12 protein-coding genes and 2 pseudogenes are annotated in these 18,765 nt (G+C 70.0%); 5 read left to right on the forward strand and 9 right to left on the reverse strand.

Annotation, left to right across the window (positions count from 1 at the left end):
• Nucleotides 1–156: 156 nt before the first annotated feature.
• The gene (locus AB0F17_RS03430; protein WP_358015469.1) at nucleotides 157–288 is read right to left on the reverse strand and encodes a hypothetical protein; all 132 of its coding nucleotides are present in this window, start codon (nucleotides 286–288) and stop codon (nucleotides 157–159) included.
• A 155-nt stretch (nucleotides 289–443) separates the two neighbouring features.
• Here AB0F17_RS03430 and AB0F17_RS03435 point away from each other — a divergent pair.
• A pseudogene (locus AB0F17_RS03435) lies at nucleotides 444–647 on the forward strand (hypothetical protein); the annotation flags it as partial.
• Between the two features lie 89 nt (nucleotides 648–736).
• On the opposite strand, the gene AB0F17_RS03440 reads toward AB0F17_RS03435, so the two are convergent.
• On the reverse strand, nucleotides 737–1,945 hold the full coding sequence (locus AB0F17_RS03440) for an acyl-CoA dehydrogenase family protein (RefSeq protein ID WP_358015472.1): 1,209 nt from the start codon (nucleotides 1,943–1,945) through the stop codon (nucleotides 737–739).
• A 449-nt stretch (nucleotides 1,946–2,394) separates the two neighbouring features.
• Between AB0F17_RS03440 and AB0F17_RS03445 the strand changes: the two genes are divergently transcribed.
• Nucleotides 2,395–2,967 carry a TetR family transcriptional regulator gene (locus tag AB0F17_RS03445; protein ID WP_358015475.1) on the forward strand — a complete coding sequence of 191 codons (573 nt, stop codon included), beginning with the start codon at nucleotides 2,395–2,397 and terminating at the stop codon, nucleotides 2,965–2,967.
• A gap of 217 nt (nucleotides 2,968–3,184) precedes the next feature.
• On the opposite strand, the gene AB0F17_RS03450 is transcribed toward AB0F17_RS03445, so the two are convergent.
• The 5 genes and pseudogenes from AB0F17_RS03450 to AB0F17_RS03470 all read right to left on the reverse strand — a co-directional run bounded on the left by AB0F17_RS03450 (nucleotide 3,185) and on the right by AB0F17_RS03470 (nucleotide 8,448).
• Nucleotides 3,185–5,404: a heavy metal translocating P-type ATPase gene (locus AB0F17_RS03450; protein ID WP_358015478.1), complete on the reverse strand. Its 2,220-nt coding sequence runs from the start codon at nucleotides 5,402–5,404 to the stop codon at nucleotides 3,185–3,187.
• A gap of 29 nt (nucleotides 5,405–5,433) precedes the next feature.
• Nucleotides 5,434–6,360 carry a hypothetical protein gene (locus AB0F17_RS03455; RefSeq protein WP_358015481.1) on the reverse strand — a complete coding sequence of 309 codons (927 nt, stop codon included), beginning with the start codon at nucleotides 6,358–6,360 and terminating at the stop codon, nucleotides 5,434–5,436.
• Nucleotides 6,357–6,569 carry a cation transporter gene (locus tag AB0F17_RS03460; RefSeq protein WP_358015484.1) on the reverse strand — a complete coding sequence of 71 codons (213 nt, stop codon included), beginning with the start codon at nucleotides 6,567–6,569 and terminating at the stop codon, nucleotides 6,357–6,359. The genes AB0F17_RS03455 and AB0F17_RS03460 overlap by 4 nt, the downstream gene beginning before the upstream one ends.
• Before the next feature lie 18 nt (nucleotides 6,570–6,587).
• A pseudogene (locus AB0F17_RS03465) lies at nucleotides 6,588–6,701 on the reverse strand (transcriptional regulator); the annotation flags it as partial.
• Nucleotides 6,702–7,008: 307 nt separating this feature from the next.
• Nucleotides 7,009–8,448, reverse strand: coding sequence for a helix-turn-helix domain-containing protein (locus AB0F17_RS03470; protein ID WP_358015674.1), 1,440 nt, complete (start codon nucleotides 8,446–8,448; stop codon nucleotides 7,009–7,011).
• Between the two features lie 139 nt (nucleotides 8,449–8,587).
• Here AB0F17_RS03470 and AB0F17_RS03475 point away from each other — a divergent pair, with 139 nt between their 5' ends.
• Nucleotides 8,588–11,959 carry a BTAD domain-containing putative transcriptional regulator gene (locus AB0F17_RS03475; protein ID WP_358015487.1) on the forward strand — a complete coding sequence of 1,124 codons (3,372 nt, stop codon included), beginning with the start codon at nucleotides 8,588–8,590 and terminating at the stop codon, nucleotides 11,957–11,959.
• A 74-nt stretch (nucleotides 11,960–12,033) separates the two neighbouring features.
• Here the strand turns inward: AB0F17_RS03475 and AB0F17_RS03480 are convergent, their stop codons facing one another.
• Nucleotides 12,034–13,314 carry an OmpA family protein gene (locus tag AB0F17_RS03480; RefSeq protein ID WP_358015489.1) on the reverse strand — a complete coding sequence of 427 codons (1,281 nt, stop codon included), beginning with the start codon at nucleotides 13,312–13,314 and terminating at the stop codon, nucleotides 12,034–12,036.
• A gap of 411 nt (nucleotides 13,315–13,725) precedes the next feature.
• Here AB0F17_RS03480 and aceA point away from each other — a divergent pair, with 411 nt between their 5' ends.
• Nucleotides 13,726–15,012, forward strand: a complete 1,287-nt coding sequence (gene aceA, locus AB0F17_RS03485) for an isocitrate lyase (RefSeq protein WP_358015492.1) — start codon at nucleotides 13,726–13,728, stop codon at nucleotides 15,010–15,012.
• A gap of 1,014 nt (nucleotides 15,013–16,026) precedes the next feature.
• Nucleotides 16,027–17,523: a carboxylesterase family protein gene (locus AB0F17_RS03490; RefSeq protein WP_358015495.1), complete on the forward strand. Its 1,497-nt coding sequence runs from the start codon at nucleotides 16,027–16,029 to the stop codon at nucleotides 17,521–17,523.
• A gap of 49 nt (nucleotides 17,524–17,572) precedes the next feature.
• Here the strand turns inward: AB0F17_RS03490 and AB0F17_RS03495 are convergent, their stop codons facing one another.
• Nucleotides 17,573–18,499: a 5'-nucleotidase gene (locus AB0F17_RS03495; protein ID WP_358015498.1), complete on the reverse strand. Its 927-nt coding sequence runs from the start codon at nucleotides 18,497–18,499 to the stop codon at nucleotides 17,573–17,575.
• Between the last annotated feature and the right edge of the window lie 266 nt (nucleotides 18,500–18,765).

Here is an 18,765-nt window from a genome sequence, read left to right on the forward strand (position 1 = left end):
CCAACAACGCGAGTGTCCCAGGAATTCATGCCTAATACTCCAGCGTTAGTTCGCAATCTGGCTGGTTGGGCGGACATGGGTACGGCCACCGCGTGATCATCGGGTGTTGTATGGACAGCCAAAGATCGTGCGGTGGCCGCGAGGCGGGCGGGTCGGTTAGGTCCAGATGATGGAGCACGTCACGTGGCGCTCCTCCGGCGGCGCGTCCCTGCGCGCTGAACAGTCGCCGCACTGGTCGTGCAGTTCCACGAGGAAGGCGTCGGTGACGCTCTCCCGCTCCTGCGGCATGTCGTCGAGGTAGCCGCAATCGACGATAACGCCGGGGCACCCGACAGCAGCGCACCACCAGAGGTCGCGCCACGGCCGGGGTCCTTCCTGAGCCGGTCAGGGACGCACGAGGCCGGCGTCAGTACCTCACCAATCGCCAGGAGGGCACACACCAGCTTCGCCACTACTTCGCCAGCGTCACTCTGGCGGGTGGTGTGACGATCAAGGACTTGTCCGAGTACCTGGGGCACTCCGATCCGGCGCTTACTCTCCGTGTCTACGCTCACATGCTGCCTTCGTCGCACAATCGAGTCCGCGAAGCTATCGATCGGCAACTCCGGCAACTCGAAGCCGGTGAGACAGAACTGAGACAGAACTGAGGTCTGTTCCATCGGCAAGGCATCAGGCAGGGTGATGTGCTGCGGTGAATCTACCCGCGTCACGTCACCCCTGCTGACGTGCGAAGTTCTTAGCGAACCTGGAGGCCGGTGACGGCACGGCCGATGATCAACCGCTGGATCTCCGACGTCCCTTCGAAAATGGTGTAGATCTTGGCGTCTCGGTGGAAGCGCTCCACCGGGTGCTCCCTCGTATACCCCGCCCCGCCCAGGATCTGGATCGCCTGCTCCGTCACCCAGACCGCCGCCTCGCCCGCCACCAGTTTCGACATCGAGCCCTCCGCCTGTTCGAACTGCTTGCCCGTCCTGGCCATCCAGGCCGCACGCCAGGTGAGCAGGCGGGCCATGTCCACGCGGGTCGCCATGTCGGCGAGGAGGAAGGCGATCGCCTGGTTCTCGCCGATCTTGCGGCCGAACTGCTCGCGTTCGCGCGCGTAGTCCCTGGCGTACTCGAAGCCGGCCCGCGCGATGCCGACCGCCATGGCGGCCACCGAGGGGCGGGTGGTCTCGAACGTACGCATCGCCCCCTGCTCACCGGCACGTCCGCCGTTGCGTACGCGGGCCAGGCGGGCGTCGAGCTTGTCCTTGCCGCCCAGGAGGCAGGAGCCGGGGATGCGGACGTTGTCCAGGACGACCTCGGCGGTGTGGGAGGCGCGGATGCCGTGTTTGCGGAACTTCTGCCCCATCGACAGGCCGGGAGTGCCGGGCGGGATGACGAAGGTGGCCTGGCCTCGGGTGCCCAGCGACGGTTCCACCGAGGCGACCACGACGTGGACGTTCGCGATGCCGCCGTTGGTGGCCCAGGTCTTGACGCCGTTCAGGACCCAGTCGCCGCCGGAGTACACGGCGCGGGTACGGATCGAGCCGATGTCGGAGCCCGCGTCCGGCTCCGAGGCGCAGAAGGCGCCGAGCTTGACGTCGTTCTCCGTGCCGAACATCTGCGGCAGCCACTCCCCCATCTGCTCCGGAGTGCCGTTCGAGGACAGGGCTGCGGCGGCCAGGCCGGTGCCGACGATGGACAGGCCGATGCCCGCGTCACCCCAGAAGATCTCCTCGAACGCCACCGGCAGCGCCAGGCCGCTCTCCTCGAACCACTGGGTGGCGAAGAAGTCGAGCGAGTACAGACCGATCTTGGCGGCCTCCTGGATGACGGGCCAGGGGGTCTCCTCGCGTTCGTCCCACTCTGCGCCTGCTGGGCGGATCACGTCGCGGGCGAACTCGTGCACCCAGTCGCGCACCTCGGCGACGTCATCGCTTAACTCCGGACAGAAGCCGCCCATAGTGTTACTCCCTGAAACATCCCGTTAAAACAGTTACGGCACGCAGGCTCCCGGCCGTTACCACCGGTAACACCCTACCGGCCAGTAGTCCTCACCGGAAGCCAGCCCGCCCAAACCTTCGGCGCAGTCCGCACCCCCCACTACCCGCAGTCACCGTCAGTGACCGTGCGGGGCCGCCGCCGCCTCCGCTGCGGCCGGGCGTCTGGGCAGGGTCGAGGCCAGTACGGCGACGGCGGCCAGAACCATCGCGATCGACAGGCCGTACATGAGCGGGCCGAACCCGCCGAACGCGGCGGCGACCTGGGGACCGACCCCGTTCGCCGGTGCCGGCCGTCACGGAACGCACAAAGGAAAGAGTCATGTGCCGGGACGGTAGCCAACCAACCAGTTGGATGTCAACCATTCAGTTGGGTTACAACCAACCAGTTGGTTGTGGCAAGATGGACACCATGGCACCCAAGGTCTCGACCGCCGCCACCCGGGCCGCTCTCCTGGAGGCCGCGCGGGAGGAGTTCGCCGCGTACGGCGTCGCGGGCGCCCGCGTGGATCGCATCGCCGAGCGCGCAGGCGTCAACAAGGAGCGCATCTACGGCCATTTCGGCAGCAAGAAGAAGCTGTTCGACACGGTCATCACCGAGGCGCTCGACGACCTGACCGCGCAGATCGCGCTACCGGGCGCCGACCCGGCCGACTACGTGGCCAAGCTGACCGACTACTACCGCGAGCACCCCGACTTGGTGCGCCTGCTGATGTGGGAGGCGCTCAACTACCGCGGCCAGGACCTGCTCCCCGGCCAGGAGGCCCGGGTCGAGCGCTGCGCGCGCAAGACGCGCTCGCTCGCCGAGGGCCGGGGCGAAGAGCCGGACGCGGCGACGGCGCGCACGTTGTTCCTGCTGACGGGGCTGGCGTTGTTCCAGTCGATGATGCCGCAGCTCGCGCGCATCATCCTGGGCGACGAGGCAGACTCCCCGGAGAGCCGCCACGCCCTCCGCGACCAAGCCGCCGCCCTCGCCCGCTCTTGACGGACCGCCCCGTTCTTGAGCCCGCGCGTTCTCAAGAACCGCGTTTTTTAACGACACTTCTCGTGTACGGCAAGCCCGGGAAGACCCACCCGCCGACCATGGCTGAGGGCCTCCAGGAATCCGGCCGCTGAGCCCGCACAAGGCCGGGCGCCGCAACAAGACGGCGGAAAAGCCGAAGTGGCCGGAGGCGAACACCCCCGGCCCCCTTCGACCGTCGTTACCTGAACCGGCGCAGTCGCAGGCTGTTGCTGACCACGAAGACGCTGGAGAACGCCATGGCGGCTCCGGCGATCATCGGGTTGAGCAGGCCGAGCGCGGCCAGTGGCAGGGCGGCCACGTTATAGGCGAAGGCCCAGAACAGGTTGCTCTTGATCGTGCTGAGCGTCCTGCGCGACAGCCTGATGGCATCGGCGGCCACCCGCAGGTCGCCGCGGACCAGCGTCAGGTCGGCGGCCTCGATGGCCGCGTCGGTGCCGGTGCCCATGGCGAGGCCGAGATCGGCCTGGGCCAGCGCGGCGGCGTCGTTGACGCCGTCGCCGACCATGGCCACGACCTTGCCCTCGCCCTGCAGCCGCTTGACCACGTCCACCTTGTCGGCGGGCAGCACCTCCGCGATCACCTCGTCGATGCCGACCTCGGCCGCGACCGTCCTGGCCACCGCCTCGTTGTCACCGGTCAGCAGCACCGGGGTCAGGCCCAGGCCGCGCAGTTGCCCGATGGCCTCCTTGCTGGTCGGCTTGATCACGTCGGCCACCACGAGCACCGCGCGCGCCTGGCCGTCCCAGCCCACCGCCACCGCCGTGCGGCCGGCGGTCTGCTCCTCGGCCAGCTTGCGTTCCAGGTCCGCGGGCAGGTTCTGCGACCGTTCCGTGAGCAGCTTCGGGCGGCCGACCAGCACCGCGTGCCCGTCGACGATGCCCTGGACGCCGAGGCCCTCGATGTTGGCGAAGTCCTCGGCCACGGCGTCGGAGCCGGCCGCCCTGGCGATGGCCTGGGCGATCGGGTGCTCGGAGGCGTGTTCCAGCGCGCCGGCAAGTCTGAGGACCTCGTCGCGGTTCTCGCCGTCGGCCAGGTGCACGCCGGTGAGGGTCATCTTGCCCTCGGTGATCGTGCCGGTCTTGTCCAGCACGATCGTGTCGACCTTGCGGGTCGACTCCAGCACTTCCGGCCCCTTGATCAGGATGCCGAGCTGGGCGCCCCGGCCGGTGCCGACCAGCAGTGCGGTGGGCGTGGCCAGGCCGAGCGCGCACGGGCAGGCGATGATCAGTACGGCCACCGCCGCGGTGAACGCCGCCCCGGCCCCGCCGCCGGTGCCGAGCCAGAAGCCCAGGGTGGCGACCGCGAGGCCGATCACGATCGGCACGAAGATGCCGGAGATGCGGTCGGCCAGCCGCTGGACCTGTGCCTTGCCGGTCTGGGCTTCCTCCACGAGCCTGGCCATCTGGGCGAGCTGGGTGTCGGCGCCGACCCTGGTCGCGCGGACGACGAGCCGGCCGCCCGCGTTGACGGTGGCGCCGGTGACGGCGTCGCCGGGTCGTACCTCCACGGGCACCGACTCGCCGGTCAGCATCGAGGCATCGATGGCCGAGGCGCCCTCCTCGATCACGCCGTCGGTGGCGATCTTCTCGCCGGGCCGCACGACGAACGTGTCGCCCGCCTTGAGCTGGTCGGCGGGGATGCGGGTCTCGACGCTGTCGCGCAGCACCGAGACCTCCTTGGCACCCAGCTCCAGCAGGGCGCGCAGGGCCGCTCCGGCGCGGCGCTTGGAGCGCGCCTCGAAGTAGCGGCCGGCCAGGATGAACGCGGTCACCCCCGCCGCGGCCTCCAGGTAGATGTTGCCGGCGCCGTCGGTGCGCTGGATCGTGAACTCGAACGGGTGCGTCATGCCGGGAGTCCCGGCCGTACCGAAGAACAGGGCCCACAGCGACCAGCCGAGCGCGGCGATGGTGCCGAGCGAGATCAGTGTGTCCATCGTCGCCGCGCCGTGGCGCAGGTTGGTCCAGGCGGCCTTGTGGAACGGCCAGCCCGCGTAGGCGACCACCGGCGCGGCCAGCGTCAGCGACAGCCACTGCCAGTTCGTGAACTGCAACGGCGGGATCATCGCCATCGCGATCACCGGCACGGCCAGCACCACTGAGGTGATCAGGCGGTCGCGCAGCGGCCGGAGCTCGTCCTGCGGCTCCTGCTCAGCGGCCTTGGGCGGTGCGGGCAGCGCGGCCGTGTAACCGGCCTTCTCCACTTCCGAGATGAGCTGCTGCGGGTCGATGCCTTCGGGGAAGGTGACCTTCGCCTTCTCGGTCGCGTAGTTGACCGTGGCGGTCACGCCGTCCATCTTGTTGAGCTTGCGCTCGATCCGGTTGGCGCAGGACGCGCAGGTCATGCCACCGATCATGAGCTCGACCGCGTTGTGTGGCCGGTCATCGGTGAGGGGAGACATCACCGCTCCTTTCTCGCGTCGCGTCCTGGTCAGTGTTCGCCGTGCGTGGTCGCCGAGGTGGGGGCCGGCGTGCCCGCCGGTGCGGGGGCCGCCTGGGCGGTGAAGTCGGCGGTCCGTACGGTGCCCGCGTGCTGGAAGTCGAGGAACAGCCGGTAGTCGCCGCCGCTGGGCACCTCGGCATAGAAGGTTATCTCCGGACCCGCGGCCGTCTTGCCGTCGCCGGGGGCGCCGTCGGGGTGTACGTGCAGGTAGGCCAGGTCTCCGGCGCGCAGCGCGACCAGATGGCCGTAGGCGCCGAGGTAGGGCTGCAGGTCGGTGACGGGCTTGCCGTCCTTGCTGACCTTGAGGGTGAGCTTGCTCGACTGGCCGGGGATCAGGTCGCCGTCGAGGGTGACGGTGTAGCCGTCCACGGTGGACGTACGGCCGACCGGCGGGAGCGCCTTGGGCGCGTAGTCACCGGCGACGAGCACGTCCGTGCCCAGTGTCAGCCCATCGGCGCCCGTGGGGGCGAAGTCGGCGAAGGCCCGGTAGGCGCCCGGCTCGGGCAGGGTCAGCTTGATCGTCCAGACGCCGCCGGCCTCGGCCGGGTGCACGTGCTGGAAGGTCGTCAGGTCGCGGGAGACCACGATGAAGTGCAGCTTCTTGTCATGCTGCACCTGGTAGTCGGTCACCGGCCCGCCGCCGGGGCCGGTCACCTTGAACTGGAAATCGGTGGGCTCGCCGGGGCGGATCGTGGAGGTGAGAGGGGTGAGGGTGTAGCCGTTCTCGGACACCTGAAGCCCTCCGGGGGTATCCTCTGGCGCCACGGCCGCCGCCTCGGTGGAGTGGGCGGCACCGTGGCTCTCCTCCGCCGGAGCCGGGGCCACTTCGCCGACCGCGCTGCCCACGCCCAGGGCGCCGCCGAAGATGACGGCCAGCCCCAGGACGTAGGTGCCAAGCTTGGCTGCGGCGTTCACGAGGGAATCGCCACTTCGTATCCGGCCTCCTCGACCGCGGCGACGATCTTCGCCTCGTCGATCGGGCTCTCACTACCGACGGTCAGCAGGCCGCTGGCCAGATCGACCTCGACGCCCGTGACGCCGGCGACCTCGCCGACCTCTTCCTTGACCGAGCTGACGCAGTGGCCGCAGGTCATGCCCTTGACGGTGTAGGTGGCGGTGCTCATATCGATCAACCTTTCAAGTCAGGAACGAACAAGACGGGCGATGGCGTCACTGGCCTCTTCGACCTTGGCTTGGGCCTCGGCGACGCAGTGACTCAGGTGCGCTTCGAGCAGGGAGAGGGTGAACGGGCGTAGCCGGCCATCCGCTTCTCCTCCCCCGCGTTCTTCGATGGACGCTACCATACCCCCCTACCCTATACAAAAGGCACGGCTCATGCGCCTCCGTCTGCGGGATGCTGGGGACGAGTCGGCAACCTGGCCCGGACGACCCGCAGGTCGGCGGCCTCACCAGCTCAAGGGGGAGCATCGCCGAATGCATACCGGCACGCCGCTGCCGGGGGGCGAACTGATCACGGCGGCTCAAGGCGAACGGCGTCGGCCGCGCGGCGAGGCAGCGCCGCGCAGCTTCTCAGCCCTACGGGACGACCTCAGGAAGAGGCGTCTAGAACGCGGCCGCGTGCCGTTCCAGGAAGGTGTAGACGTCGGCCTCGTCCACCCCCGGGAACGACCCCGGCGGCAGGGCGGCCAGGACGTGCGAGTTGGCGCGGGCCGACGGCCAGGCGTAGCCCTCCCAGCGTTCGGCCAGCTCAGTGGGCGGGCGGCGGCAGCAGTCGCCGGTCGGGCAGTTGGATTTGGTGCGGTTGGTGGTCTCCCTGCCCCGGAACCACCGCGACTCCCTGAACGGCACCCCGAGCGTGATCGCGAAGTCCCGCTCCCGCGACGGGTCCACGTGCGCGACGCAGAAATAGGTGCCCGTGGGCGAGTCCGAGTACTGGTAGAACACCGAGAACCGGTCCGGCGAGGAGAACACCTGGCGTCCCGACCACTGCAGGCACATCCGCTGCCCCTCGATCGCCCCCTGCTCGTCGGCGGGGAACACGATCCCGTCGTTCTCGTACGCCTTGTAGATCGTGCCGCCCGCGTCGTTGCGGACGAAGTGGCAGACCAGGTCGAGGTGGTGGGTGGCCAGGTTCGTGAAGCGGTGGGCGGCCATCTCATAGGACACGGCGAACACGTCACGCAGGTCCTCCACCGACAGCGCCCGGTCCGACTTGGCCTCCTGCAGGTAGAGGGAGGCGGCCTTCTCAGGGACGAGCACGGCGGCGGCGAAGTAGTTGGCCTCGGTGCGCTGCCGCAGGAAGTCGGCGAAGTCGCGTGGCTTGCCGTGGCCGAGCGCGAGGTGGCCGAGGGTCTGCAGCAGGATCGTCCGGGGGGTATGCATGCCGAGCTGCTCGTGCTTGACGTAGATGCGGCGGTTGCGGAGGTCCGTGATGGAGCGTACGGACCTGGGGAGGTCCTGGGCGGTGTGCACCGTGAAGCCGAAATGGGTGACCAGGCCCTGGATCGTGCTCTGCGACAGGGCGCCGGTGCGGTAGCCGACCGAGGTCAGCGCCTCGGCGGCGGCCTTCTCGATCTCGGGGAAGTAGTTGCCGACCTCGCGCTGGCGGCGCCTCAGCTCGGCGTTCGCGGCTCTGGCCTCTTCCGGGGTGGCGGTGCCGCGTGCCTGCCTCGCCCGCAGCTCCCCGTACAGGCCGAGGAGGTGTTCGAGTACGTCGTTCGGCACGCGCGCGGAGACCTTGAGCCGGGGCAGGCCGAGGCTCGCGTAGATCGGGTCGCGCTGGGCCTCTTCCAGCGCGATCTCGAGCTGGGCGCGGCGGTTCGGCGGCTGGCGGCGCAGCAGCTCCTCGACGGGGACGCCCAGCGCGGCCGCCAGGGACTTGAGCAGCGTGAGCTTCGGTTCGCGCTTGCCGTTCTCCAGCAGCGACAGCTGGCTGGGCGCCCTGCTGACCCGCGACCCCAGGTCGGAAAGGGTCAGACCACGCTGTTTACGCAGGTGGCGAAGGCGTTGCCCAAACGCGATGAGATCAAGCTCCTGCGTCAAAGACAGCGGTTCTTCGCGTAGCAAGGACGCCATGTGAGCATCTTAGACAGAAATTCCAGCTATTTTCTAGCTATCGCAGTTGGGGCGCCCAGGGGTGCTCATGTAAGTGTTCTGGCTGTTTCGCTGCGATACTTCGGGCATGCCAGGCAACGCTCCGTTATTGGATGTTCACGTACTGGGGCCGGTCGTGCTCCTCGTCTCGGGGACACCCGTCGCCGTGGACCGGCCGCTGGAGCGGGCGCTGCTGGTGCGGCTGGCGCTGGCGGGGGGCATCGCGGTGCCGGACGAACGACTCGCGGCAGATCTTTGGGGCGATGCCGCGCCGGCCCGGCCGGCGAAACGCCTCCGTGTGCTCGCTTCCCGGCTCCGCGCCGCCCTCACCCCGGGCTCACGTACGGCAGCCGCTGCCGTACGGCTGGGATCTGCCGGGCCGGATCCGGACCGCGCCTCGGAGCGGTCGTCCGGGCCGCTGGTACGGACTCCGGGCGGCTATGCCCTCGCCGCTCGCGCTGCCGACCTGGACCAGGCCAGAGCCGCAGCCGGACGGTTACACTCGGCCGCCCGTACCGGTGACCAGGCCACGGCGAGGGCAGCGGCTGCCGAGGCGCTGGCGCTGTGGCGCGGTCCGGCACTCGGTGATCTGCGCCCGTTCCCGTTCGCCGGCGCGGAAGGCGAGCGCCTCGACGCGTGGCGGCTCGAGCTCCTGGTCGAACGACTGACCGCAGACCTGGAGCTGGGCCGGGCGGCTGAGGTGGGAGAGGAGCTGGAACGGCTGGCGGCCGAGCATCCGCTGCACGAGCGCCTCTACTGCCTGCTGGCGGTGTCGCTCTATCGCACGGGCCGTCAGGCGGACGCGCTCGACCGGCTGGCCGCTCTCCGGCGCACCCTCGCCGACGAACTGGGCGTCGACCCCTCTCCGCATACCGCCGAGACAGAGCTCCGTCTCCTCCGCCAAGATCCCTCCCTCCTCCACCGCGACACCCCGGCCCCCTTCACCACCGCCCCGCCCGAGGCCGGTGACGGAGGGGGCGTCGGATCCGGGGTGCCTGCCCTGCCGGGCCTGGGCCTCGGAGCTGAGGCGGAGGAATCCGCGTGGTTGCCCGCGCCCGCCACCAGTTTCGTCGGGCGAGACAGCGAACTGGCCGAACTGGTGGCACGGCTCAGGCGCCCCGGGCTGGTCACGTTGACGGGTGGGCCGGGCAGCGGGAAGTCGCGGCTGGCGCTCGAGGTGGCCAGAGCCTTGGCGACCTCCCGGAGCCGCTCGGCGGCCGTCGAGACACCCGGGAGCGCCATGGAGCCGCTCGTGAGGAAGGTGACGCTGGTCGAGTTGGCCCCGTTGCGACGGGAAGGGGCCGTCGCCGTCGCCGTCGCGGACGCCGTCGGGGTGGTGTCCGACGGCGTCGACCCGGTGCCCGATTGCGCGGCCGAGCTGGAGGGGACGCTGCTGGTGCTGGACAACGCCGAGCACCTGATCGACCAGGTGGCGGCGCTGGTCGTGGCGCTGTTCCGCCGTACCACCGCGTTGACCGTGCTCGTCACCTCCCAGCGCCCGCTGCTGACGGCCGCGGAGGAGGTGCACCGGGTCGGGCCGCTCAGCCCGGCGGCGGCCGCGGGGCTGTTCCGGCAGCGATGTGCGGCCGATCAGGCGGGGGTCGACGGCGAGGCGGTGGCCGCGATCTGCGCCGCCGTGGATCGGCTGCCGCTCGGGATCGAGCTCGCCGCCGGTCTGACCAGGGCGCTCACGGTGTCGCAGCTGGCCGGACGGGTGAACGACCGGCTACGGCTGCTGGTCGGCGGCGGCCGGGACCGTGGCCCGCGCCACACCAGCCTGCGCGCGGCCCTCGACTGGAGCCACGACCTGCTGGGTGAACGCGAACGGGTGGTGCTGCGCAGGCTGGCGGTGTTCAACGGCGGCTTCGACCTGGAAGCGGCGGAACAAGTCGTCCCAGACGACCGTCTGACGGCGATCGCCACCGCGGACCACGCGACCCGCACCGCAGCCGGTACGCACCCGACCGAGACCAGCGCCAGTGGCGAGCGCGTCGCGGGCGTCGGGGGGAGTATCGGTCTTGAGGCCCGCCGCTTGGCCCCGGACGACGTGGCCGAGGTGGAGTGTGGTGATGTGGCACCGGCTGTGGCCGAGTTGGTCGATCGGAGTCTGGTCAGTGTGGAGGCCGACGGCGAGCGGCGGCGGTTCGGGTTGCTGGAGACCGTCAGGGACTATGCGCGGGACCGTCTGAAGATCTCCGGCGACGGCGACGCCGTCCAGAGTGCTCACCTGGCATGGTGCCTCGACCTGGTACGTAAGGCGGGCGAGCCTGACGATTTCGCCACGGCGGAGGCGGTGGCGGCCGTGTTCGCCGAGTGGCCGAACCTCCTCGACGCCCTCGAACGCGCCCCCGGCACCGCGCGAGCCGCCGACGGGCTGCGGCTGGCGCTCGCCCTGCATACCCCGTGGCTGATCAGAGGCTGGTACGGCGAGGCACGACGGCACTTCTCGGCCCTGGCGGACGCGCCCGGCAGCACCGCGCAGGAGCGGCTGGTCGCGCTGAGCTACCACGGGTTCGTGACCACCATGGTGGGGCGCTTCGATGAGGCGGCCGGACTGCTGACCAAGGCCGCCGAGCTCGCCGGGTCGGTGGGTGAGGACGCGCTGACCATGACCGTCCTGTACTACCGGGGCATCGTCGAGATCGAACGCGGCCGGTTGCGTGACGCCTTCGCACCGCTGTTCGAGGGGCAGCGGCTGGCGGTGACGTTGGCGCACACTCAGCGGCAGTCGGCGTTCGCGGATGCGCTGGGCACGTTGTACCTGTACACCGGCGACCCCGAATCCGCGCTGGACCGATATGTTGCCGCCCTCGCCTTCGATCGGGCTGCCGGGGATGAGCACGGGCTGGCCAGAGGGCTGAGCAACCAGGGGCAGGCCCTGCTGGCCATGGGTCGCACGTCCGAGGCGGTGGCGCGGGCCGACGAGTCCGACCACTACGCCGGGCGACTGGACGACCGGCAGATCCTGCCGCTGAACCAGCAGATCAGGGCTGGTGCCGCGTTGGCGTCCGGAGACCTGGCCGGGGCGGAGTCGCACCTGCGGGCGGCGGTGGCGTACGCGGTGACCGACGGGACCGGGGCGAGCATGGCGCACATCGATCTGGCGGACGTTCTCGTCATGGCGGGACGTCTGGAGGAGGCAGGGGCGCTGCTGGACGCCGTCTACACGGAGGCGCCTGAGCACAGCACCCCGTGGCTGGCGGCCCGCGCGGTATCGGTAGCACTGGCCTGCGCCTCGGGCCGTGACCGTTCGGGCGTCAGCACCTCGGACGGTGACCATTCGGGCGTCAGCACCTCGGACGGTGACCATTCGGGCGTCAGCACCTCGGACGGCAGCCCGAGTGGCGCGGGTCCGCGGCTGGCGGAGGAGGTCGCGGCCGAGTACGCGGTGTCGGGGTTCGGGTGGCCTCGCTACGCCGGCCGGCTTGCCGAGGTCCGCCGCCGCCTGCCGGCGCCCTGACCCCGGGCCCCTGACCCTGGACCTCGGACCTCGGACCTCGGACCAAGCCTGCCTCGCCGCATCGGTCCTGTTCGTCAGGACGTGATCTCGGCGGGAAGGCGGTCGGCGTACCCGGCGAGTTCGACCTCGACCGCCCCCGCGTCCGGCGCCGGGAACAGGCTCCACAGCGTCACCTCCGCCCCCGCCGGGATGACGCTGAGCTTGCCGGGCGCGAACCGCTGGCTGAGGTTGCCGATGAAGTCGAAGTACGTCGGCTCGGCGAAGCCGCACACGTCGTACCGGGTACTCTGCCCGGCGAGCGACAGTTGGCCGGTGGTGAGCTCCTTGGGCGTGAAGTGGTTGTCGAAGTCGAGCGGCACCGTGTCCTGCCCCGGGTTGGTCACCTTGACGGTGGCCAGCGCGTACCCGGACAGCCGCTGGACACTGCCCGCTTGGGCGCGTAGTCCGGCGTCCGAGAGGACCGTGTCCGTCGCGCGTGACTGGAGTGTGGTGCCGCTGTCGACGTGGACCTCTACCCGGCGGTTCTGGGCGCGGCCGTCGGGGTTGTCGGTGCCGTCCGGGAGGGTGTTGGGGGCGATGGGTTTGATCTCGCCGTGGCCCTTGGCGGCGTAGTCGAAATCGTCACCGAGGTCGCTGCTGAGTGCCCGGTCGACGGCCGCCGCGCGTTCCTCGGAGAGTCGCTGGTTGGCGGGCTTGTCACCGACGGCGTCCGTGTGGCCGTCGACGGTCACCGTGCCGGAGCCCGCCGTGATGCGGTCGCGCAACCCGGACAAAGCCGATTTGGCGGCCGGGGACAGCTTGGAGCTGCCGAACTCGAACAGCACGTCACTCGGCAGCTTGAACTCCTCGCGCCCGCCTGCTTGCGCCTTGCAGACGAGCGGGCCGACCTGAGGCTTGCCCGGAGAGCCGTGCAGGACGGGTACGTCCGTCAGGCCCTCATCCTTGATCGGAACCACGACGGGGAGCAGGCCATCGATGGCGACGAGCATCTTGGTCGCCTCCTTGGGCGGTGCCGTGAACACCGCCGTCACCATGACGGACCCATCAGGCTCGATCTCCTCCTCGGAGGCCGCGGCGACCCGGCCATCGGGGCCTGAGCCACCGATCGGGCCGTATGCGGTGCCGCGGGGCAGATCGACCAGGGCCAGGAGCTGTTCGCGGCTGTCGATGCCGAAGCTGTCGAGCGAGAGGCGGTCGCCGGTGCCGTTGTGGAAGTCGAACTGCAGGGCCAGCTCGCCGCCGCCCGTTCTGGCCAGGCGGAGGTTCCGGCCTTCGACCTGGTACGCGCTCGAAACCGGCCCCGCCACCACGCCGTCCCCTGCCTGGTTCTCGACGGCGCTCACCGGCTTGCTCACCTGCGGATCCGCCGAAGGACTGTCCGCAGCGCTCTCCAGAGGGCTCGCCGAAGCCTGAGCTTCATCCGAGGCCGGAGCGCTTTCCGGAGCCGGAGGAGCGGCCGCCTGCCGTACCAGCCCGCAGCCGGAAAGCCCGAGCACAAGTGCCGCTCCCCAGGCGAGACGCGTGCTTCTACTTCTCATCGTCACCCGGCCAGCCTGAAGCGCGCCCATTACACCGACGTCTCACCGGCGTCTCATGACATTGGTCTAGTCCATAGGGAAAACTCTCCTTTTCTTCTCTACTGAATACCAGCAAGTATTCATCTGAGAAGAATTTTCGCTCTTCTTCTGCACGGCAACGGCTATTGCCCCCCACCCGCCCGGGCACAGACTCGGCATAGGCCCCAGGGGACGACAAAGGAGTGCAAAATGAACGATCGCCTCAAGGGAGCTGCTGAGCAGCTGCAGGACGAATGGGACAGCGACCCTCGCTGGGCGGGCGTCGAACGGACTTACCGCGCCGAGGACGTGATCAGACTGCGCGGAAGCGTCCAGGAGGAGCACACGCTGGCCCGGCGCGGCGCCGAGCGGTTGTGGAACCTCCTGCAGACCGAGGACTACGTGCACGCCCTCGGCGCGCTCACCGGAAACCAGGCGGTCCAGCAGGTGAAGGCCGGGCTGCAGGCCATCTACCTGTCCGGCTGGCAGGTCGCGGCCGACGCGAACCTGGGCGGCCAGACGTACCCGGACCAGAGCCTCTATCCGGCGAACTCCGTGCCCGCCGTCGTGCGCCGGATCAACAACGCGTTGCTGCGTGCCGACCAGATCACCTGGTCGGAGGGCATCCAGGACGGGCCGCACTGGCTGGCGCCGATCGTGGCGGACGCCGAGGCCGGGTTCGGCGGCGTGCTGAACGCGTACGAGCTCATGAAGGGCATGATCGCCGCGGGTGCGGCGGGCGTGCACTGGGAGGACCAGCTCGCCTCCGAGAAGAAGTGCGGCCACCTGGGCGGCAAGGTGCTGATCCCGACCGGCCAGCACGTCAAGACGCTGAACGCCGCCCGGCTGGCCGCCGACGTGGCCGGTGTCCCGGCTCTGATCATCGCGCGGACCGACGCCCAGGCCGCGACGCTCCTGACCAGCGACGTGGACCCCCGCGACCAGGCGTTCGCCACTGGCGAGCGGACCGCTGAGGGCTTCTACCGGGTCCGCAACGGCGTCAAGTCGTGCATCGCGCGCGGCCTGGCCTACTCACCGCACTCCGACCTGCTCTGGATGGAGACCGGCACACCCGACCTCGACGTGGCCCGCGAGTTCGCCGAGGCGATCAAGTCTGAGTACCCGGACCAGATGCTGGCCTACAACTGCTCGCCGTCGTTCAACTGGAAGAAGCACCTGGACGACTCCACGATCGCCAAGTTCCAGCGGGAGCTGGGACACATGGGGTACAAGTTCCAGTTCATCACGCTGGCCGGATTCCACTCGCTGAACTACTCGATGTTCAGCCTGGCGCAGGGTTACGCCAACGACGGCATGACCGCGTACGTCGACCTCCAGGAGGCCGAGTTCGCGGCCGAGTCGCGCGGCTACACCGCCACCCGCCACCAGCGCGAGGTCGGCACCGGCTACTTCGACCTGATCAGCACCGCCGTCGCCCCCGACTCCTCGACGACCGCGCTGCGCGGCTCCACCGAGGAAGAGCAGTTCGCCCACTAGACCCTCTGATCTCGCCGGCCACCTCCTGGGCATGGGATGGTTCCCCGGCGATGGGCCGCGCCAGCCTCCCCCCGGCCTGGCGCGGCCCACTTTCGTGCGCGCCACCCGCTCTGGAAACCGCACGAACCCCGGCACCGGAAGATCCGCATGATCGCCTGACGTCCAGCCGTTCGGCCATCAAAATGGAGCGGCACGATGCCCGCCGAGGCGAGGACGTCCGCCAAGCGCATGGCGACTTCTTACACCTGCTCAGCCAGCGTCTCCGTGAGCGCGGCCGTACGCGACGGTTTCGACGTACCGGATGTCCGCGCTTCGGTTACGTCACACGTCGTGATCACAGGTTGGCTTGATCGTGAGCTTGCCGGTGTCCAGCCTTGGTAAGACCCGTTTTTTCCTTGGGACACGCCAATGTCAAACTTGCGCGAAAACGGGGGCGCGTACGGTAAGGCACCGTATCGTGCGAGGTAGAGGGCCTTCTCCTACTGGATCCACCCCGGACGGCGTCCACTGCGCATCGCGCGCATGGAGCCTGCTTCGGATGGGGTTCTTCGTCGGATAGGAGTTGGTTCGTATGGACACGCAACGCGCGCTTCTTATCGCGCTCGCGATAGTCGCCTCAACCAGCATCGCGACCGCTCTCATGCTCGCGGACGGCTCCACGTGGCCCGCCGCACTCCTGACTGGGCTCGCCGCCGGCGGTGCCGTTCTGTGGGGGCTGCTCGGTGCTTTCAACCGCCACCCATAGACGCAAGGAAGAGGCCCAGCTCTTCTCTAGGCTGGGCCCTTCCTCGTCACCCAGCGCGGTTGGTGCGCCGGCGATATGCGGGGGCTCTTGGTGGTGGATGCGCGCCCACTCGACCCGGTGACCGACGCGGACGCGATCGAGCCAGGAGACCGATGGAGACCTTCCGCTACTCCGGCCCGCTCGATATCGAGGTGCGGCGGGCCCGCGGTTTGGGCGAAGATGGCCGCGCCTGGCTATGGGAGCCGGCACCCCCGGAAGAGGAGTGTGCCATGAGCGCCATCGGATCCGCGGACCCGGAGGTCCGGGTGACCACGGGAAGGCTGCGCGGGCGGATCGAGGATGGCGTGAACGTCTTCCGCGGCGTGCCGTTCGCGCGCCCGCCGGTGGGCGCCCTGCGGCTGGCCGCACCGGTGTCGGCCGAGCCGTGGGACGGGGTGCGCGAGGCGGGCACGTTCGGTCCGCCGCCGCCGCAGTCCAGGTTGCTGGGCGCGTCCGCCGCGGACGGCGCGGACGGCGACTGGTTGACCGTCAATGTCTGGTCCCCCGACCTGGGCGCCGCCCGGCTGCCGGTGATGGTGTGGATCCAGGGCGGGGGTTACATGTACGGGCGGTCCGGCGACCCGGTCTTCGACGGCGGCGTGCTCGCCCGGGACGGCGTCATCGTGGTCACCTTCAACTACCGGGTCTCCGCCGAGGGCTTCGGGCACTTCCAGGGGGCGCCGGCCAACCGCGGGTTACTGGACCAGGTGGCCGCCTTGCGCTGGGTGCGCGACAACATCCCGGCTTTCGGCGGAGATCCGGACCAGGTCACCGTTTTCGGGGAGTCCGCCGGAGCCGGGAGCATCGCGGCGCTGATGGTGATGCCCCAAGCCGCCGGTCTGTTCCGCAGGGCGATCGCGCAGAGCGTGCCAAGCGTGTTCTTCTCCGCTGAGCTGGCCGCCGACATCGCCGCCGCCGTAGCCGGTGAGCTGGGCCTGGCCCCGCTCGCGGGCGAACTCGCCCGCCTGTCGCCGGATCGGCTGATCGACGCCGGGGACGCGGTGGCGGGCAAGGCGGGCGACTGCCCGCGGTGGGGCCTGGCCGCGTACATCCAGTCGCCGTTCGCGCCGGTCGTGGACGGCGAGGTGCTGCCCGCGGTGCCGTGGCGGTCACTGGCGGACGGGGCCGCGCGCGATGTGGAGCTGATCGTGGGGCACACCCGCGACGAGTATCGGCTGTTCATGGCCCTCAAGGGCGAAACCGGCCAGATCACCGCCGAGCGGGCGGCCACCGCGCTGCGGGAGCTCGCCCCGGACCCGCAGGCCTACCGGGCCGCCTACCCCGGGGCCGACGACGAGCGGCTGTACGAGCTGGTGCACTCCGACTGGATATTCCGGATGCCTTCCGTCCGGCTGGCCGAGACCCACCAAAGCCACGGCCGGGCCTACCTGTACGAGCTGACCTGGCCGGCCCCCGGCATGGGCGGCGATGCCCTCGGCGCCTGCCACGGGCTCGGCCTGCCGCTGACGTTCGGCAACCTGACCGCTGGAGTGGGAGGACTGCTGCTCGGACAGGAGCCGCCACCGGCCGCGGCCGAGCTGTCGGCCCGGGTCCGCGCGGCATGGATCGCCTTCGCCACGACCGGGGATCCGGGCTGGCCGGCGTACGAGCCGCACAACAGGCATACCTGGGTCATCGACACCGAGCCGGGCATAACGGCGTATCCGGAGGAGACCTCCCGTGAGTTGTGGGCCGGGCACGCCTTCGACCCCCTCACGTTGCGATAACCGGTCCAGCCCGGCCGTGCGCCCGTAGCGCGCACGGCCGGGCCCCTGGCTAGCGGATGGTGACGCGGTCGCCCGGCGGCGCCGGCACCGGCGAGTGGGCGACCAGGTACGTCGCGAGCGCCCCGGTGTCGTCGGGACCGCTCGTGTACGTGGTCGTCCCCTCCCAGCGCGGCCAGCCGTCGAATCCGGCGATGAGGCTCCAGGCGCCCGCGACCCTGATCTCTTGCGTGGCGGTCACCGGAGCCCCGTCGAGCGTCATCGACAGGACCTTCCCACTGCCGAGGGTGTAGCGCAGCCCGGCCGACGGGGTCAGCACCCAGCCCGCCGAGTTGGGTGTGGCCAGCAGCTTCTTGAGCTGGCCGCCGGTCATTGTCTGCACGTTGATGGCCAGCCCTGCGGGCTGCGCGTTCCACAGCTGCTCGAAGCCGATCGGTCCGGCAGGCAGGTCCGCCTTGACGTCGTACCGGTTGACGAGCGCGACCTGCGCGCCGGACCGGGCCCGCACCGACGCGAGCTGCGCGTCGGCCGCCAGTTCGGCCAGCGGGCCGCCGCTCGCCGTGCGGGTGATGTCCTCGGCGGCGACGCCGAACGTCTCACCGGGTGGCGGAGTGCCGCACTTGAAGTAGTAAAGGGAGTTGGACCGCAGGCCGTCGGGCTGGTTGACCTCGATTTGGACCGCGTAGTCACGCGAGTCCGGCGCCCATTCCCACGAGAGGGTCTCCAGCACGGCCTGGTAGACGACGCCGCGTTCGGCGGGCACGGTGAGCGTCTTCCATTCCTGGGCGCCGACCAGGCGGTACTCGATCGTCTGCGCGCCCGCGGGCAGCCCCTCGAAGTAGCCGTGAACGTCGAAGGTGACCGGGCATTTCGACGCGGTGGTGCGCTCGAAGGCGATGTCCAGCTTGCCCACGACGTTCGTCGCGGCGGCCGGGGCGGCCTGCGCCCCGGTGGCGAGGACGCCGAGAGCCAGGGCCACGACGGCTATCAGTCCCCCAAGGCGACGTCCTGCCGAAGTCGATAAACGCACAAGTATTCCTTTCCCGTGATCTTCGAAGCGGACAGAGTCGGTTCGTTCTGCGGGCTTGATCGTTCCCGCCTTCGGCGGAAATGGCGGCCTGGTCACGAACGCATGGCCGGGCGCCGGCACGCGAAGGAGTTGCCAGAGGAGGAAACGAGCACACGTTCTAAATTTGATACGAAGTCGACAAGATTAAGAGTGCGCTCAGCCATCGAGTCGAACAC

The organism is Nonomuraea sp. NPDC026600 (assembly GCF_040638335.1).
GTDB lineage: Bacteria > Actinomycetota > Actinomycetes > Streptosporangiales > Streptosporangiaceae > Nonomuraea.